14 protein-coding genes and 1 tRNA gene are annotated in these 16632 nt (G+C 67.2%); 11 read left to right on the forward strand and 4 right to left on the reverse strand.

Going from position 1 to position 16632, the window contains the following annotated elements; translation table 11 throughout:
• Positions 1-41: 41 nt before the first annotated feature.
• Genes CVM50_RS12460 through CVM50_RS21725 form a run of 3 tightly spaced genes read right to left on the reverse strand, consistent with a single transcriptional unit; the run spans position 42 to position 2907 of the window.
• Complete coding sequence (locus CVM50_RS12460; RefSeq protein WP_085886745.1) at positions 42-1001, reverse strand: site-specific tyrosine recombinase XerD; 960 nt, start codon at positions 999-1001, stop codon at positions 42-44.
• A gap of 3 nt (positions 1002-1004) precedes the next feature.
• A complete protein-coding gene (locus CVM50_RS12465; RefSeq protein ID WP_157792182.1) occupies positions 1005-2732 on the reverse strand; it encodes a hypothetical protein in 1728 nt (575 codons plus the stop codon).
• A 25-nt stretch (positions 2733-2757) separates the two neighbouring features.
• Positions 2758-2907 (reverse strand): hypothetical protein, encoded by a 150-nt coding sequence (locus CVM50_RS21725; RefSeq protein WP_198431897.1) that lies wholly within the window; start codon positions 2905-2907, stop codon positions 2758-2760.
• Between the two features lie 145 nt (positions 2908-3052).
• On the opposite strand from CVM50_RS21725, the gene CVM50_RS12470 reads away from it, so the two are divergent.
• The 11 genes from CVM50_RS12470 (at position 3053) to CVM50_RS12520 (ending at position 15277) form a co-directional block, all read left to right on the forward strand.
• Complete coding sequence (locus tag CVM50_RS12470; RefSeq protein WP_085886747.1) at positions 3053-3598, forward strand: shikimate kinase; 546 nt, start codon at positions 3053-3055, stop codon at positions 3596-3598.
• Positions 3595-4725 (forward strand): 3-dehydroquinate synthase, encoded by a 1131-nt coding sequence (aroB, locus tag CVM50_RS12475; protein WP_085886748.1) that lies wholly within the window; start codon positions 3595-3597, stop codon positions 4723-4725. The genes CVM50_RS12470 and aroB overlap by 4 nt, the downstream gene beginning before the upstream one ends.
• Positions 4726-4953: 228 nt before the next feature.
• On the forward strand, positions 4954-5457 hold the full coding sequence (locus tag CVM50_RS12480; RefSeq protein WP_085886749.1) for a DinB family protein: 504 nt from the start codon (positions 4954-4956) through the stop codon (positions 5455-5457).
• 341 nt (positions 5458-5798) lie between these two features.
• On the forward strand, positions 5799-6224 hold the full coding sequence (locus CVM50_RS12485) for a universal stress protein (RefSeq protein WP_085886750.1): 426 nt from the start codon (positions 5799-5801) through the stop codon (positions 6222-6224).
• A 4-nt stretch (positions 6225-6228) separates the two neighbouring features.
• Entirely contained in the window at positions 6229-7902 is a 1674-nt protein-coding gene (locus tag CVM50_RS12490; protein WP_085886751.1) for a BCCT family transporter, read from the forward strand.
• Between the two features lie 113 nt (positions 7903-8015).
• The gene (locus tag CVM50_RS12495; RefSeq protein WP_085886752.1) at positions 8016-9434 is read left to right on the forward strand and encodes a cryptochrome/photolyase family protein; all 1419 of its coding nucleotides are present in this window, start codon (positions 8016-8018) and stop codon (positions 9432-9434) included.
• 345 nt (positions 9435-9779) lie between these two features.
• Positions 9780-10226 (forward strand): TrgA family protein, encoded by a 447-nt coding sequence (locus CVM50_RS12500; RefSeq protein ID WP_085886753.1) that lies wholly within the window; start codon positions 9780-9782, stop codon positions 10224-10226.
• 4 nt (positions 10227-10230) lie between these two features.
• Positions 10231-11358, forward strand: coding sequence for an NUDIX domain-containing protein (locus CVM50_RS12505; protein ID WP_085886754.1), 1128 nt, complete (start codon positions 10231-10233; stop codon positions 11356-11358).
• 56 nt (positions 11359-11414) lie between these two features.
• The gene (locus CVM50_RS12510) at positions 11415-12449 is read left to right on the forward strand and encodes a cysteine synthase A (protein WP_085886755.1); all 1035 of its coding nucleotides are present in this window, start codon (positions 11415-11417) and stop codon (positions 12447-12449) included.
• Between the two features lie 24 nt (positions 12450-12473).
• A complete protein-coding gene (locus CVM50_RS12515; RefSeq protein WP_085886756.1) occupies positions 12474-14999 on the forward strand; it encodes a DUF3772 domain-containing protein in 2526 nt (841 codons plus the stop codon).
• A 188-nt stretch (positions 15000-15187) separates the two neighbouring features.
• Positions 15188-15277 (forward strand) — tRNA-Ser (locus tag CVM50_RS12520).
• Positions 15278-15425: 148 nt separating this feature from the next.
• Here the strand turns inward: CVM50_RS12520 and CVM50_RS12525 are convergent.
• Complete coding sequence (locus CVM50_RS12525; RefSeq protein WP_085886757.1) at positions 15426-16601, reverse strand: hypothetical protein; 1176 nt, start codon at positions 16599-16601, stop codon at positions 15426-15428.
• Positions 16602-16632 lie beyond the last annotated feature (31 nt).

The following is a 16632-nucleotide window of genomic DNA, read 5'->3' on the forward strand; positions in this document are numbered from 1 at the left end:
CCCTGCCGGCCCGTGCGGTGAAAAGGCGACGGCAGTGGCGATCAGGCCGTGCCGTCCGGATCCTGCGCCCGCGATCCTGCGACCAGCGGGTGGTGATCTTCGACCAGTTCGCGCAGCCGCTCTTCCAGGACGTGGGTATAGATCTCGGTGGTGGCCAAGTCGGCATGGCCCAGCAGGCTCTGGATCGCGCGCAGGTCGGCGCCGTTCTGCAATAGGTGCGTGGCGAAGGCGTGGCGCAGGCGGTGCGGTGTCACCTTGTCGGGGGAAATGCCGGCGGCCACCGCGATCTCCTTGATCAGAAGGTAGAACCGGTGTCGTGTCAGATGCCCCTCGGCGGAGCGGGAGGGGAAGAGGAACCGCGACTCCGGTACGCCCTTCAGCCGCGCGGCCTCCTGCTCCGCGTCGCGCGCCCGAAGCCAGTCGCCAAGCGCGGTCCGCGCGGGCGCCGACAGCGGCACCAGCCGTTCCTTGCCGCCCTTGCCCCGCACCAGAATCATCTCCGGCGCGCCGCGGGCCGCCGCGACGGGCAGGGAGACCAGTTCGGTCACCCGCATACCGGTGGCGTAGAGCAGCTCCATCAGACAGGTATTGCGCAGCCGGTCCTCCGGCCGCCGTCCCTGAGTGGGCGCCGCCGCCAGCAGCGCGTCGACCTCCTCCAGCGACAGGGTCTTGGGCAGGCTTTTCGTGCGGCCCGGGCCCTTGATCTGGATCGCCGGGTTGTCGGCGCGCAGACCCTCGTCATAGGCGAAGCGGTAAAGCTGGCGGATCGCCGACAGGCGCCGGGCCCGGGTCGCGCGGGAGAACCCCTGGGCGTCGCAATGCACCAGATAGGCCTCCACATCGGCGCGGGACGCCAGGGCCCAATTCAGGCCGCGCCGCCGTAGCCAGTCCTGCACATCCTTCAGATCCCTACCGTAGGCGAGAAGCGTATTGCGCGCCGCCCCGGCTTCCGCCGCCTGGGCATCGAGAAAGGCCGAGATCCAGTGATCCGCAGAGGCCATCGCCTAGCCCCTGTCATCCAGCAGCAGGATCTGCAGGGCGGCGGCACGCGCCGTTTCCTCTAGGCCCAGGGCGCGGAAGGCGGCGATGGCGGGGGCGGTGTCTCCGACGTTGCCCTCCATGGCGAAGCTGTAGAGCTGCATTGCCTCCAGGATCGCCTCACCCAGCAGGCCGTCGTCGATCAGCCGCGCCAGACGTGGCGGCAGTTCGGTTTCGGCGGAGAAGCCGCGGGCGACGATGCGGGCGCGTTCCGACGGCGCCTCGACCTGGTCCGGGCGGCCCCGGGCCAGGGCCAGCAGGAAGGCCTCGGTCGGCGTGCGCGGGCTGATCGCGTCCAGATGATCCGTGGGGTCGGGGGCCAGCAGAAGCGTGCGCAGGGCGATCCGGCCCGCCGCGTCCCCCTCGGCGGCATATGTCGCCAGGCGGCCAGCGTAAAGGGCAGCGAAGGAGGTTTCCAGCCGTGCGTCCTGCATCGCCTCCCAGGCGGGGGGCAGGGTTTCGCGCACCAACGCCCTGTCGGGCCGGGGCGCGCCGATGGCCGCGTCGAAGGCCTGCAACGCCGCGACCCGGTCCCAGATCCCGCCCGAGGCCGAGGGGCGGCCCCCGGAATAGAGACCCAGCAGTCGGTTTTCAGGCAGGGCGCCGGTGCGGGCCAGCCGCTCGGCGGCCTCCAGCGCGGCCTTCCAGCCGGCGCGCCCGCGCAGATCGTAATAGGCGTAGGCCCGCGGCAGATCGGAGGTGGGCAGTGGCTCCCCGATCGCCTCGGACAGGCGGAAGAGGAGGGGCGTCACCTCGGTCGGCGGGGGCAGGGGCACGGCGCCATCATCCAGGTCGACGTGCAGGAAACGGGTCAGCAGCCGCTCTTCGGATGGCTCCAGCGTGCCGAGCGCACCGGCGGTTTCCAGCAGCAGCGCGGCGGTGTCCCAGTCGCTGTTGCGCGCCATGCAGAAGATGCGGGCGGCCTGGCTGGGGGCGATGTCGGGATCGGTCGCGATGCGCCGGCAGGGCTGGCTTTCCAGCCCCGACAGCAACGACAGGTCGAACCAGCGCGCAAACAGCGCCGGGCTGCGGGTCTGGCCCGCCCGTTCGATCAGCGCCATCGCCGGGTCCAGCGCGCCCAGATCCGCCAGCTTGTCGATGCGCGCCAGCAGCAGCGGGTCGTCCTCGGTCTGCGGCCCGCTGGCGTCCGGCGGATCGGCCTCGGCCAGCAGCAGGGTATAGAGCAGCGATTGCATCGCCGGCAGCCGGTCCACCTCCAGCCGCTCGATCCGGCGGATCAGCGCGGCGGTCTCGGCGCCTTCCCAGAGGGACGTCGGCAGGCCGGTGACAGAGGCTGGCAGCAGGCCAACGGCGCCCGCGTCGGAGGCCGACAGGGTCAGCGTGCGCACCTCGGGCGCCAAGGCGCTTTCGGCAATGTCGCCGCTGTCGTCGAAGGGCGCAGCCCCGCCCGCGCCGGGACGGGCAATGCCCGCCTGGGTCAGCGCATCCAGCCAGTCGATCGCGGACATCGGCGCGGTCGCCTCGCCACCCGTGCCCCGCACGGCCTGGGGCCGGCGGTCGGGCTGCGTCACCGGCAGGCTCTGTCTCATGTCCAAGGGGTCGGCCCTGCGCATCTGCTCCAGCCCGAAGGCCGGGGCGGGACCGCTGCCGAGACGCGGGTCGGCTGCCGTCCCCTGCGCCGCGACGGCGTCGGGCAGGGCAACCAGCCAGGGGGCCAGGCAGAGCGCAAGCACCCCGCACCGGCGGAAGACCGCTGGGTCAGCCCGCATCCAGCACCAGGGGGGCGCGGATCTCTTCCACGGGCGGGGCGAAATCCGCCCCGAGCCAGGGTCCGAGATAGGCATAGGCCACCAGCGCGATTCCGCCCAGAAGGGCGAGATAAAGCAGCCATTTGAGGATGCGCAGCATGAATTCTTTGTCCCGTTCGCCTGTCGTTTCGGCAACTTATAACTGGCCTTTTCCGCAAGATCACGTCATTCAGGCGCGAAAATATTCAAAAGGCAGTGCGGCGCCGAGAAGCGCTCTCCTGCCGTCAAGCACCCCGGTGGAGGTTATGGGCTGGAAGCTGCGTAAAAGCGTCGTGATGGTGGGCATGATGGGCGCCGGAAAGACCGCCGTCGGCAAGGCCGTGGCGCAGATCCTCGGCGTCGGCTTCCGCGATTCAGATGCCGAGATCGAGGCCGCCGCCAACATGACCATCGCCGAGATCTTTGCCCGTGACGGCGAGGATTTCTTCCGCCTGAAGGAACGCCAGGTGATCGCCCGGCTGCTGGAGGAAGCGCCGGCGATCCTGTCCACTGGCGGCGGCGCCTACATGGCTGAGGACAATCGCGCGCTGATCTCCTCCCGCGGGGTCGCGGTCTGGCTCGATGCGGACCTGGACCTGCTGTGGTCGCGGGTCCGCCACCGTGATACCCGCCCGCTGCTGAAAACCCCCGACCCGCGCGCCACCCTGCGTCAGCTCTACGAGACGCGGGTGCCGATCTATGCGCTGTCCGACCTGTCGGTGAAGGCGCAGGCCAATTATTCCGTGCACGATATGGCGGAAAAGGTGGTGGAGGCGCTGACCGCGCGGCCCGACGTTCTGGAGGCGAGATGACCGAGACCCAATCCCCCCGCGAGACCCTGACGGTCGAGCTTGGCGCGCGCGCCTACGACATCCAGATCGGCCCCGGGCTGATCGCCGAGGCGGGCGCTCACATTGCCCCGCTGCTGCGCCGCCCCCGTGTCGCCGTCATCAGCGACGAGACGGTCGCGGGGCTGCACCTGGAAGCGCTGCGCGACGGGCTGGCGGCATCGGGCATCGAGATGGTCGCCCTCACCCTGCCGGCCGGCGAAGCGACGAAGTCCTGGCCGCATTTCACCCGTGCGGTGGAATGGCTGCTGGAACAGAGGGTGGAACGCTCCGACGTGGTCGTGGCCTTCGGTGGCGGTGTCATCGGGGACCTGGCGGGCTTTGCGGCTGCGGTGTTGCGCCGCGGCGTGCGCTTCGTTCAGATCCCGACCAGCCTGCTGGCGCAGGTCGACAGCTCGGTCGGGGGCAAGACCGGGATCAACAGCGCGCAGGGCAAGAACCTTGTGGGCGCCTTCCACCAGCCGGCGCTGGTGCTGGCCGATACCGCCGTGCTGGGCACGCTGACGCCGCGCGATTTCCTCGCGGGCTACGGCGAGGTGGTGAAATACGGGCTTCTGGGTGACCTGCTGTTTTTCGAATGGCTGGAGGCCATGGGCCCGAAGCTGGCCTCCGGCGACATGGCCGCGCGGGTCATGGCGGTGAAGCGCAGTTGCGAGATGAAGGCCGCCATCGTGGCCCGCGACGAGACGGAGCAGGGCGACCGGGCGCTGCTGAACCTCGGGCATACCTTCGGGCACGCTTTGGAAAGCGCCACGGGGTATTCGGACCGGCTGCTGCATGGTGAAGGGGTCGCCATCGGCTGTGCCCTGGCATTTGAGCTGTCGTCGAAACTGGGCCTGTGTTCGCAGGAGGCGCCCAGCCGGGTGCGTGCGCATCTGCGCGACATGGGCATGAAGGTGGATCTGCGTGACATCGAGGGCGACCTGCCCGACGCCGAAGGCCTGCTGGCACTGATGGCGCAGGACAAGAAGGTGGTCGACGGCAAGCTGCGCTTCATCCTGGCGCGCGGAATCGGCGAGGCCTTCGTGACCTCCGATGTCCCGGGCGAGGCGGTGAAGACGGTGCTGGACGAGGCTCTGGCACTGCGCTGACCGCACCTCATGCTCCACCTGAAATGTGGTGAAAGTTGGTTCGTTGTCAGTGCATTGCAGGTCAAATATCAGCCTTAGTCAGAGTGGTCGCCCACGGCTGCGCACACGGTCCGCTCACGTTGCGACCTGACGGGCGTGACCGCCGGGCCTGTACGCGGCCCGGTCTTGCATTCGGCGCGGGACCGGGCTGTAATTCCCTCATGGGATGACCCGAGAGGCCGTGACGCGATGATTACCCCCGCCTATTGCCAGACCATGGCGCGCTACAATACCTGGCAGAACGATCAGATGGCCGAGGCGATGGCGCGACTGTCGCCGGAGGCGCTGAGCCAGGACCGCGGCGCCTTCTTCGGCTCGATCCTGGGCACGGCCAACCACCTGCTCTGGGCCGATGCCATGTGGCTGTCGCGGCTGACCGACCTGCCCAAGCCTGACGTCGCGGTGACCGACAGCCCGAGCATGACACCGACGCTGGCCGCCTGGCAGGCGGAGCGCTTTCGCATGGACGGGCGGCTGCGGCTTTGGGCGGAGGATCTCGGTGCCCTAGACCTGACGGGTGATCTGACCTGGTTCTCGGGCAGCACCGGCCGTGAGGAGCGACGCCCCATGTCCGTGATCGTGATGCATATCTTCAATCACCAGATCCATCATCGCGGACAGATCCACGCCATGCTGACCGCCGCGGGGGAGGACCCGGGCGCGACGGACCTCTTTCTGATGCCGCAGGCCTGAGAGCCGCACGGGGTCCTTCACGGCCTCGAAGACTTGCCCCATGACACATCCGGGCCGCGACTTTCCCGCTTTTCGCTGTTAACTTACAGTTAGCCTCTTTCCTTTTCGGGGGCCGAACTAATTTGCCTATGACAACCCGACGACTCTGAAAACCGACATGCGAATGTCGTTTTTGCACCCAATCGCATCGGCTTTCGATCACGCCCGTGTTAACGAGTCGTTACTTTTCAGGGAGGTGGGGCCCCTCGGGGCCTGCCGTGAACCGCGGGAACTGACGAAGGGCGCGTTAGGGTGGCACAGAAACACCTGCCTGTCCGGTCCCGCCGAACAAGGAGGCGACAATGTATTCCAAGATCATGGTCCCCGTGGATCTGACCCACGCGGACCGTCTGACGAAATCGCTGGAGGTGGCCGCCAAGCTGGCGCAGACCTTCGAGGCGGAGATCGTCTATGTCGGCGTCACCTCGGCGCTGCCGGGCTCCATCGCCCATACCCCGGACGAATACCGGGAGAAGCTGGAGGCCTTCGCGAAAGAGCAGGGCGAGGCCAATGGCCTGACGGCTTCGGGCCACATGATGGTGGGTCACGACGTGGCCGTAGAGATCGACCATGAGCTGCTGAAGGCCGTGGATGAAACCGGGGCCGACCTGGTGGTCATGGCCAGCCACATTCCCAACATCACCGATTACGTCTGGCCATCGAACGGCGGACGTGTCGCCGGACACGCCAAGTGCTCGGTCATGATCGTGCGCAGCGCAGGGGAGTAACGCGATGAGCGACAACAAAAACGAGAATGACACCTCGACCGACATGGAAGAGATGGGCATTCCCGCACCCGAAGGCGCGGCGGATATCATCGACACCGAATACGAGATCGGTCAAGACAACATCGACGGCCAGCTCGGGCCGTTCGGCTTCGACATCCACAACCCGGTTTTCCTGATCTCGGGCCTGTGCATCGTAGCCTTCGTCTTCTACACGCTGGCCCTGCCGGAACAGGCCGGCACCGCCTTCTCCTGGCTGTTCAGCGCCGTGACCGAGGGCTTCGACTGGTTCTTCATAAGCGCCGGCAACATCTTCGTGCTGTTCTGCCTGCTGCTGATCGTCACCCCGCTCGGCTCAGTCCGGCTGGGCGGCGCGGATGCCACGCCCGACTACACCTACCTGGGCTGGTTCGCGATGCTCTTTGCCGCCGGCATGGGTATCGGCCTGATGTTCTACGGCGTCTCGGAGCCGATGAGCCACTTCTCCAGCTCGATGGGCGGTGTCTCGATGGGCGAAAACGGGATGCGCAGTGACTGGGCGCCGCTTGGCGGGGCCGAGGGCGATTCCGATGCCGCCTCCCGTCTGGGCATGGCCGCGACGATCTTCCACTGGGGTCTGCACCCCTGGGCGATCTACGCTGTCGTCGCGCTGGCGCTGGCGCTGTTCAGCTACAACAAGGGTCTGCCGCTGACCATCCGCTCGGCCTTCTACCCGATCCTCGGCGATCGCGTCTGGGGGTGGTGGGGTCACATCATCGACACCCTGGCGGTCTTTGCTACGCTCTTCGGCCTGGCAACCTCTCTGGGCCTGGGGGCGACGCAGGCGAACGCCGGCCTGAATGAACTGTTCGGCATCCCGATCAACGACACCGTCGAGGTGCTGCTGATCTCCGGCATCACCGCCACCGCGCTGGTCTCGGTTCTGCGTGGCCTCGACGGTGGGGTAAAGGTCCTGTCGGAAATCAACATGGGGCTGGCCTTCCTGCTGCTGCTCTTCGTGCTGATCGCAGGCCCGACCATAGCCATCCTGACCGGCTTCGCCGATTACCTGGTGGCCTATGTCGAATACCTGCCGGCGCTGTCGAACCCGTTGGGCCGTGAGGACGTGAACTTTGTTCAGGGCTGGACCAGCTTCTACTGGGCCTGGTGGATCTCCTGGAGCCCCTTCGTCGGCATGTTCATCGCCCGCGTGTCGCGCGGCCGTTCGGTGCGCGAGTTCATCATCTGCGTGCTGCTGATCCCCTCGCTGGTCTGCGTGCTTTGGATGTCCGTCTTCGGCGGCGTGGCCATCGAACAGGTGGTGCGCGAAGGCTATACCGCGGCCCAGGAGGCCGATCTGCCGATCCAGCTGTTCAAGATGCTGGACGCGCTGCCGCTGGCGGGGATCACCTCGCTTATCGGTATCGTGCTGGTCATCGTGTTCTTCGTCACCTCCTCGGACTCCGGGTCGCTGGTGATCGACACGATCACCGCGGGCGGCAAGGTCGACGCGCCGGTGCCGCAGCGGGTGTTCTGGTGCCTCTTCGAGGGCGCCGTGGCCATCGTGCTGCTGCTTTCGGCCGGGGGTCTGAAATCGCTGCAATCCATGGTCATCTCGACTGGGCTGCCGTTCACCATCGTGCTTCTGCTGATGTGTTGGACGATCTGGCGGGGCCTCTTGGCAGAGCGCCGCGAGCTGTGACGCCCCGCGACCCGCGGGTCGCGTGAGCCAAGACGAAAATGAGGGGCGTCCGGAGTGATCCGGGCGCCCCTCGTGCTACGTAACCCCCTGAACAGACGACGAAGGGGGCCAATATGCCTGCACCGACCCTGCTCTGGATCCGCCGGGACCTGCGCACCACCGACCACGACGCGCTGGAGGCCGCCGTGGCGCGCGGCGGGCCGGTGATCCCCGTGGTGATCCGGGACAAGAGCGTGACCGATCTGGGCGCCGCGCCCGCCCTGCGGCTGGAGCTGGGGCTGGAGGCCTTTGCCAGGCGGCTGGAGGAAAAGGGCGCCCGCCTGATCCTGCGCACGGGCAAGGCGCTGGAGGTGCTGCAAGACCTGATCGCGGAGACCGGCGCCGAGGCCGTCTTCTGGCACCGGCTTTACGATCCGCATGCCGTGGACCGCGACCGCAAGGTGAAGGCGGCGCTGAACGACGACGGGATCGAGGCGCGCAGCTTCGCCGGGCATCTGCTGTTCGAGCCCTGGGAGGTGGAGACAGGGCAGGGCGGCTACTACAAGGTCTACTCGCCCTTCTGGCGCGCCGTGCGCGATCGCGACCTGCCCACAACCCTCACGGCCCCCGCCGAGATCCCCGCGCCCGACAGCTGGCCCGAGAGCGAGGCGCTGGCGGACTGGAACCTCTCGGCCCCGATGCGGCGCGGACGTGACGTGGTGGCGGGCCATGTCGAGGCGGGCGAGGACGCCGCCCAGACCCAGCTGGGCGGTTTCATCCGCGACCGGATCGAGGGCTACAAGGCCGGGCGGGACGTGCCGGCCAGCGGCGCCACCTCGGATCTGTCGCAGTATCTGACCCTGGGGGAGGTCAGCCCGCGCCAGTGCTGGCACGCCGGGCGCCGCGCGATGGAAGACGGCAAGGCGGGCGCCGAGACCTTCCTGAAGGAGGTCGTCTGGCGCGAGTTCGCCTATCACCTGATGTACAACGCGCCGCAGATCCTCGACCGCAACTGGCGCGAAGAGTGGGATGGCTTCGCCTGGCGCGAGGAAGAGGACGACCGCGTCCTGGCCTGGAAGCAGGGGCGCACGGGCGTGGATTTCGTCGATGCCGCCATGCGTGAGCTCTACGTGACGGGTCGGATGCACAACCGGGCGCGGATGATCGTCGCCTCCTACCTGACGAAACACATGCTGGTGCACTGGCGGATCGGACAGAAATGGTTCGAGGACTGCTTGGTCGACTGGGACCCGGCCTCGAACGCCATGGGCTGGCAATGGGTGGCGGGCAGCGGCCCCGACGCCGCGCCCTATTTCCGCATCTTCAACCCCGACACCCAGGCGGAGAAGTTCGACCGAGACCAGGCCTATCGCCGTCGCTGGCTGGCCGAGGGACAGGGCAATCCGGGCGAGGATGCGCTGTCCTTCTTCGACGCCGCGCCAAGGTCCTGGGGGCTGTCGCCTGAGGACGCGCGGCCGAAGCCGCTGGTCGATCTGAAGGCAGGCCGGGAGCGGGCGCTGGCGGCCTACAAGGATCTGAAAGATGATGCGTGACGTAAACTTCGTCTCTTAACAGATTATAATTAATTTAAATAACTCACCTTTTGGCGCAGTTTGCCTCCGCGCGGCTCGCCCTGTCGCGCGGGCCCGAGCCGCCGCCGCGAGAGCGCTCCCAGCTGCCCGCACGAGAAGCAGCCCCCATCGGGTCGCGCGCCTATTCCAACCTCACATGACAGCTTGGGCGATGAATTAATATCTCCATCTAGCCCTTTGTTTCAGGGGAATTAACTGCGTCTCCTGATGTGTCGGATGCCACATGCGCGACGGCATGAGCGCTTGCCATTCCGACGGCGAAAATGCGAAGCCTAGGAGAGGGTTAACGAAGAAGGACGGCAGGGCATGTTGACCATGGGCAAGGTCGCCGCAGCGGCCACGCTGGCCGGGACGGGGTATCTGGCATCGACACAGGTCATGCAGGTCTGGGAAGAGGACTTCGACTTCGGACTCTTTCCCTGGGTCAGCGCCGCCATAGGCGCCTGGGCCGGCTGGACCATCATCGGCCGCCGCGTCACCCGCCGGTCCAGCGCGGCGCAGGTGATCAGCTACGGGCTGACCGGGCTGGTCATGATGCTGCTGGTGGCCTTCTTCGTCTTCGCTGGCAACGAGGCGCTACGCAAATCGCTGGCGCGGCGCTACGACGGGCCGATCGAGGCGATCCTCGACATGATCCCGATCTCGACCAACTGGGGTGCCAACCTGCTGCACCCGCATATCCTGGCCACGCTGGTCGCGGGCGGCCTGGTGTCGGCCGTTATGGCCCGCGTCGTCGACCGCATCTGGAAGTGATCCCATGAGCAGACCCCTGTTCCTTTACGGCCCGCTGTGCATGCCGGTGATGATGCAGATCGTGGCCGACGGCCGCCCGGCGGAAGAACCCGCCCGACTGGAAGGGTATCGCGCGGCGCCGCGGGAAAGCGACGACTGGCCGGTCCTGGTGCAGGATCCGGGCGCGGTGACGCAAGGCATCCTTCTGCGCAACGTCTCGGAAGCGATGGCCGCGCGGATCACCCACTATGCCGACGCCTACGGGCTGGTCCCCGCAGAGGTGGTGGTGGAGGCCGATGGCCAGCCGGTGCCCGCGCAGGCCTTCCGGCCCGAGCACAGCACCCAGGCTGTAGCCCCCGGACGATGGTCGCTGGGGGGCTGGGCCGAGGCGACGGGCGAAGAGGCCTGTCACGCCGCCCATGAGATCATGAAGCTGCGCGGCCGCTACGACGGCGGCGCCCTGCGGTTCCGCCTGGGCCAGATCCGGGCGCGGGCCGCCTCGCGCGTGGCGGCAGAGCGGTTCCCCGCAAAACACCTCCTGGCCAGCGGCCCGTCCGACGCCTGGGTGCAGGAATTGCACCAGCAGGACGACCATGCGGGCTATTTCATCGCCCGCACCTACGACTTGCGGCACCAGACCTTCGCCGGCACCCCGTCCGAGCTGATCCGGCGCGAGGTCTTCCTGGCCCCAGATGCCGCCATCGTGCTGCCCTACGATCCCGCGCGCGACCGCATCCTTCTGGTCGAGCAGTTCCGCATGGGACCCTACGGGCGGGGCGAGGCGCTGCCCTGGATGCTGGAGCCCGTCGCGGGCCGCGTCGATCCCGGGGAAAGTCCCGAAACCTGCGCCCGCCGCGAGGCTCGGGAAGAGGCGGGGCTGGATCTTGATGCGCTGCACCATGTCACCTCCTGCTACCCGTCGCCCGGCTGTCTGAGCGAGTTTCACCATTGCTACGTCGGCCTGTGCAGCCTGCCGGACATCCAGCGCGGTCACGGCGGGTTGGACGCGGAGGCGGAGGACATCCGGACGCACGTCCTGAGTTTCGAACGTGCCATGGAACTGGTGTCCAGCGGCGAGGCCAGAAACGCGCCGCTGGTCCTGACGCTGCTCTGGCTGGCGTCCAGGCGTTCCGAGTTGCGGGGCGCCGCTTGAGTTGCACGGTTCCGACGGATACATCTGTGCCAACTCGAATTTGGAAGGATGACCCGATGCATATCGCTCAGGACCTGGCGCAAGCCGTCGGAAATACGCCCATGATCAAGTTGCGGCGCGTCAGCGAGGAAACGGGCTGCACCATCCTCGGCAAGGCGGAGTTCCTCAATCCCGGCCAATCGGTCAAGGATCGCGCGGCGCTTTACATCATCCGCGACGCCATTGCGCGGGGAGAGCTGGCGCCCGGCGGGACCATCGTCGAAGGCACCGCCGGCAACACCGGGATCGGCCTGGCGCTGGTCGGCGCCTCGATGGGGTTCAAGACCGTCATCGTGATCCCCGAGACGCAGAGCCAGGAAAAGAAGGACATGATCCGTCTGGCCGGGGCCGAGCTGGTGCAGGTGCCCGCGGCCCCCTACAAGAACCCCAACAACTACGTCCGCTATTCCGAGCGCCTGGCGCAGGAACTGGCCAAGACCGAGAGCAAGGGCGTGATCTGGGCGAACCAGTTCGACAATGTTGCCAACCGCCAGGCCCACCTGGAAACCACCGGGCCGGAGATCTGGGAACAAACCGATGGCAAGGTCGACGGTTTCGTTGCCGCCGTGGGCTCGGGCGGGACTCTGGTCGGCACCGCGATGGCGCTGCAGCCGAAGGGCGTGAAGGTGGCCCTGGCTGACCCGATGGGCGCGGCGCTGCACAGCTACTACACCACCGGTGAGCTGAAGTCCGAAGGCGGCTCGATCACCGAAGGCATCGGGCAGGGCCGGATCACCAAGAACCTGGAAGGCTTCACGCCAGATTTCTCCTACCAGATCCCGGATCAGGAGGCGCTGCCTTACGTCTTCGACCTGCTGGCGCAGGAAGGTCTGTGCCTGGGCGGTTCCTCGGGGATCAACATCGCCGGCGCCGTCCGCCTGGCGCGCGAGCTTGGGCCGGGCCACACGATCGTGACTGTACTCTGCGACTACGGAACCCGATACCAGTCGAAACTGTTCAACCCCGACTTCCTGCGCGAGAAGGGCCTGCCGACTCCCTCCTGGATGACGGAATCCCCGCGCTCTATCCCCGGTGTCTTCACCGACGCCTGAGACCTGATGACCTAAGGAGAGGCCATGCGCCTGAGCCGGATTTTTCCTGACGTTACAAGCCTCTGCGCCTCTTTTTTAATCCTCTTTCTGAGCATCGTCGCGCTGCCCCTGGACGGGGCGGCGCAGTCACCTGGCGAGGCGGGAGAACCGCCCGCGCTGGTCGCTTCGGACTACGATGAATGGGAAGGTGTCGCGCAGCGCGCTGAGGATGCGATCGAGCAGGACCGCGCTTCCCAGGAGGCCTTCGATCAGCTGCGCGCGGAGCTCGTCGACTGGCGTAGCCGGTTCGAAACCGCGCAATCCGCGAATTCCGCCGCCATCAGTGCGGTGCAGGCGCAGCTGGACACCCTGGGGCCGGCGCCCGAGAACGGGGACGAGCCGACCGCCCTGGCACAGCAACGATCCGATTTGACCGCGCGGCTGGAGGAGCTGGCCAGCCCGGCCCGTCAGGCCGAAATCGCCTATAGCCGGGCCGACGCGCTGATCCGCTCCATCGACGCCAACCTGCGGGCGCGCCAGACCCAGGCGCTGATGGAGATCGGGCCGTCGCCACTGGATCCCAGTCATTGGCCCGGCGCACTTGAAGACGTTGCCACCTTTGCCGCCGCGCTGGCCGGCGACGTGATGGACAACTGGAACGACCCGAACCAGCGCCAGGTGTTCCGACAGAACCTGCCGGTGATCGCCTTCCTCGTGTTGCTGGCCATGGTGCTGGTGCTGCGGGGGCGTGGCTGGATCGAACGGCTGGCCCTGTCGGTCCTCGACCAGAAGCAATCGGCGGCGCGCTGGCTGTTTTCCTTCATCGTCTCGCTGGGTCAGATCGGCCTGCCGGTGATCGGCCTGGCGGTTCTCGCCGCAGCGGGGACCACCAGTGGTCTGCTTGGCCAGCGGGGGGAGACCATCGCGCAGTCCATCGTGGGGGCAGGGACGCTTTTCTTCTTCACCCGCTGGCTCGCCGCTTATGTCTTCCCTGTTTCGGAACGTGCCGGGCTGATGCTTCAGATCAGCCAGACACAGCTGCGCGAAGGCCGGGTCTATGCCAACGTGCTGGGCCTCGTCTTGGCGCTTTATGTGCTGGCGCGCGAGGCGATCACGCTTGAAGGCTGGGATGCCGGCACGCGCAGCGTGCTGCTCTTCCCGCTGATCGTGGTGACGGGTCTGTCTCTATTGCGCGTGGCGCGGTTCCTCATCCTGCATGGCCGGGCGGACCCCGACGACGAGGACGGCGCCCGCTCCTTCAGGCAGCAGATCGTCCTGGCCCTGGGCCGGACGGTGGCCCTGCTGGCCGTCCTGGGCCCCGCGCTGGCCTCCGTGGGCTACCTTCAGGCGGGGCAGGCGCTGACCTTCCGCATGCTCTATTCGCTGGAACTGCTGTCCTTCCTGCTGATAATGCAAAAGCTGGTGGGAGAGATCTACATCGTCTTCACCGGCGACCGCGACCGCGCCTCCGAAGCGCTGCTGCCGGTCCTGCTCAGCTTCGCTCTGACGGTTGCGACTCTGCCGGTCTTCGCGCTGATCTGGGGTGCCCGCCGCACCGATCTGGGCGAGGCCTGGGCGCAATTCCGCGCCGGATTCGATATCGGCGATACCCATATCTCGCCCGGAGACTTCCTGATCTTCGTGCTGGTCTTCGTCGCGGGCTATGCGATGACCCGGCTGCTGCAAGGGGCCATGCGCACCTCCATCCTGCCAAAGACGAAACTGGACAAGGGCGGCCAGAACGCCGTTATATCCGGCCTTGGCTACGTGGGCATCTTCCTGGCCGCGCTGATCGCGATCACCACGGCGGGCATCGACCTCAGTTCGCTTGCCATCGTCGCCGGTGCGCTGTCCGTTGGCGTCGGTTTTGGCCTGCAGACCATCGTGTCGAACTTCGTTTCCGGGATCATCCTGCTGATCGAACGGCCGATCTCCGAAGGGGACTGGATCGAGGTGGGCGGCCAGATGGGGTTCGTCCGGTCGATCTCCGTGCGCTCCACCCGGATCGAGACCTTCGACCGGACGGATGTGATCGTGCCGAATGCCGACCTGATCTCGAACCAGGTGACGAACTGGACCCGGGGCAACCTGATCGGGCGGCTGATCGTGCCCGTGGGCGTGGCCTATGGCAGCGACACCCGAAAGGTGGCGAAGATCCTGCAGGATGTGGCCGAGGAACAGCCGCTGGTGCTGCTGAACCCGCCGCCCGGCGTCGTCTTCACCGCCTTTGGCGGCGATTCCCTGAACTTCGAGATTCGCGCGATCCTGCGCGACGTGACGCAGATCCTGGACGTGCAGACGGAGATGCACCACCGCATCGCCGAGCGGTTCCGCGAAGAGAAGATCGAGATCCCCTTCGCCCAGCGGGACATCTGGCTGCGCAACCCCGAGGCGCTGCGCGAGGCGTCGCACCCGCTGGCCACCCAGGCGGTTCCGCCGCAGACCGAACAGGACAGCGAGGCGCAGGCGGACCAGACGCCGCTGCGCCCCTCGCACCTGACCCAGGACGATCTGCCCGATGGCAGCGCGGACACGGATGGCGATGGCGACGGGGGCGGCGGCGACCGCTGACCCCGCGCCGGGCCCGACGAGGCCCGCAATTGCCCCCCTTTTCCCCTTCGAAACAGGCTGGAACGGGTCAGCGCCGGCTGTTCGGGGCCCTGTGTGCAGGGCCTCACGCAAGGGACTGAAAAAACCTGCGGTTTTTTGTCTTTCGCCCCTTGCACCCGGCGCCGCTTCCCGGCTAAAGACACCGCCACGGAGAGGTGGCCGAGTGGTCGAAGGCGCACGCCTGGAAAGTGTGTAGGCGGGAAACCGTCTCCAGGGTTCGAATCCCTGTCTCTCCGCCATAATCCCCACGCAGCGTGGGTCGATTACTTTGTCTTTCAGTCAGTCCCAAATCCACGTCACCGCCAGTTCGCGGTCGATGACGCTTGCTCGGCATTGCAAACCCCGCAGGTTGCCCTGCGGGGCCTTGCTTCAGCGATGAGCGGGCGCCTAGCGGGCGGGTAGTTTGGCCAGCAGGCGCTCGAGCACGCGGCGCTCGAAGTCGGCCAGCCGGTCGTGCAGGGGACCCGGCGGCATGTGGCGCAACAGGTCATTGGTGACAACCAGCTGGCCGCGCAGGGCCTGGGCCGAGCGGCGGGAGACCTTCAGGGTCGGCACCAGATCCTCCAGCGGTTCGGTGGCCGGGAAACTAGCGCTTTGGTCCAGCCCTAGGCAGACCATCGCCAGGCGGGTGCGGATGCATTTCTCGCAGCGCCCGCAATTGCCGCCGGTCGAGGTATCGCGATAGCAAACCGACAGGTCGTCCAGCAGCGCCGGATCATGGGCGGCGATGGCGCCCACCTTCTGCACCCGGGTGACCCGTTCGCCCAGCGGGCGGATCGGCAGCGCCTCGGACGACAGCGCGGCCACCAATTCTGAGCAATTGCCCCAGGGGTGGCGCGTCAGCTGCTGTGTCAGGGAATTGTCCATGGCGATGGCGGCCTCGGCCAGGCGGGGCTGCAAGGCATTGAGGCACATCGCCAGGTTCACGCTGTGGAGCATGTTCCAGTTCATCCCCTGCTGTCGCAGGTCGGTCTCCACCACCAGAAGGTCCAGGCCCAGACGGTCGGCGATGCGGGTCACGCGGGCCTTCAGATCGACGAACCCCGGTTCGCTGGCGCCCGCGTAGTCCGCCCCCGCGACCAGCAGGCCGTGGGTATAGCCGTGATCGGTGATCGCCTCGATACCCGCCTGGGTGCTATCGACCCCGCCGCTGAGGCACAGGATCTTGTCCTGGCGCGTGGCGGGCAGGGGGGCCGGAGCGCCGACCTCGTGGCGCAGGCGCAGTGGCGCGTTGCCAGGCATCATCCACAGGTGGTTGGCATAGCCCAGTCGGTCAAGGATCCCGGCGGCGGCCGGGGTCACCGGCTGATCGAGATGGATCTCGATATTATGCGACATAGATTGAATCGCTAGCCCCAGAACCGCGCTGTCGGGAATCGTCTCGGCGGTCTCGATCGGGGCAGGGGCGCGCAGGAAGAAACCCCGGTTGCCGAAACGTACGGTAAGCTCGGCCCCTCTGACTTCGACGCTGGCCCGGACGGTTTCCCGCGGTGTTGCCGTTCGGGCGTGCTCGCGCAGACGTTTGTTGTAAAGACGTTTCAAGCCAAGCGGCAGGATGGGCATTCTGGGTCGTTCCTTTCTTTGCAGAGCTGGC

Source organism: Pseudooceanicola marinus (genome assembly GCF_002786295.1).
GTDB lineage: Bacteria > Pseudomonadota > Alphaproteobacteria > Rhodobacterales > Rhodobacteraceae > Pseudooceanicola > Pseudooceanicola marinus.

Excerpts from the sequence above, each read along its gene's own strand:
- CVM50_RS12460 (WP_085886745.1), bottom strand. The coding sequence starts at position 1,001 with ATGGCCTCTGCGGATCACTGGATCTCGGCCTTTCTCGATGCCCAGGCG.
- CVM50_RS21725 (WP_198431897.1), bottom strand. The coding sequence starts at position 2,907 with ATGCTGCGCATCCTCAAATGGCTGCTTTATCTCGCCCTTCTGGGCGGA.
- CVM50_RS12470 (WP_085886747.1), top strand. The coding sequence starts at position 3,053 with ATGGGCTGGAAGCTGCGTAAAAGCGTCGTGATGGTGGGCATGATGGGC.
- aroB (WP_085886748.1), top strand. The coding sequence starts at position 3,595 with ATGACCGAGACCCAATCCCCCCGCGAGACCCTGACGGTCGAGCTTGGC.
- CVM50_RS12480 (WP_085886749.1), top strand. The coding sequence starts at position 4,954 with ATGATTACCCCCGCCTATTGCCAGACCATGGCGCGCTACAATACCTGG.
- CVM50_RS12485 (WP_085886750.1), top strand. The coding sequence starts at position 5,799 with ATGTATTCCAAGATCATGGTCCCCGTGGATCTGACCCACGCGGACCGT.
- CVM50_RS12490 (WP_085886751.1), top strand. The coding sequence starts at position 6,229 with ATGAGCGACAACAAAAACGAGAATGACACCTCGACCGACATGGAAGAG.
- CVM50_RS12495 (WP_085886752.1), top strand. The coding sequence starts at position 8,016 with ATGCCTGCACCGACCCTGCTCTGGATCCGCCGGGACCTGCGCACCACC.
- CVM50_RS12500 (WP_085886753.1), top strand. The coding sequence starts at position 9,780 with ATGTTGACCATGGGCAAGGTCGCCGCAGCGGCCACGCTGGCCGGGACG.
- CVM50_RS12505 (WP_085886754.1), top strand. The coding sequence starts at position 10,231 with ATGAGCAGACCCCTGTTCCTTTACGGCCCGCTGTGCATGCCGGTGATG.
- CVM50_RS12510 (WP_085886755.1), top strand. The coding sequence starts at position 11,415 with ATGCATATCGCTCAGGACCTGGCGCAAGCCGTCGGAAATACGCCCATG.
- CVM50_RS12515 (WP_085886756.1), top strand. The coding sequence starts at position 12,474 with ATGCGCCTGAGCCGGATTTTTCCTGACGTTACAAGCCTCTGCGCCTCT.
- CVM50_RS12525 (WP_085886757.1), bottom strand. The coding sequence starts at position 16,601 with ATGCCCATCCTGCCGCTTGGCTTGAAACGTCTTTACAACAAACGTCTG.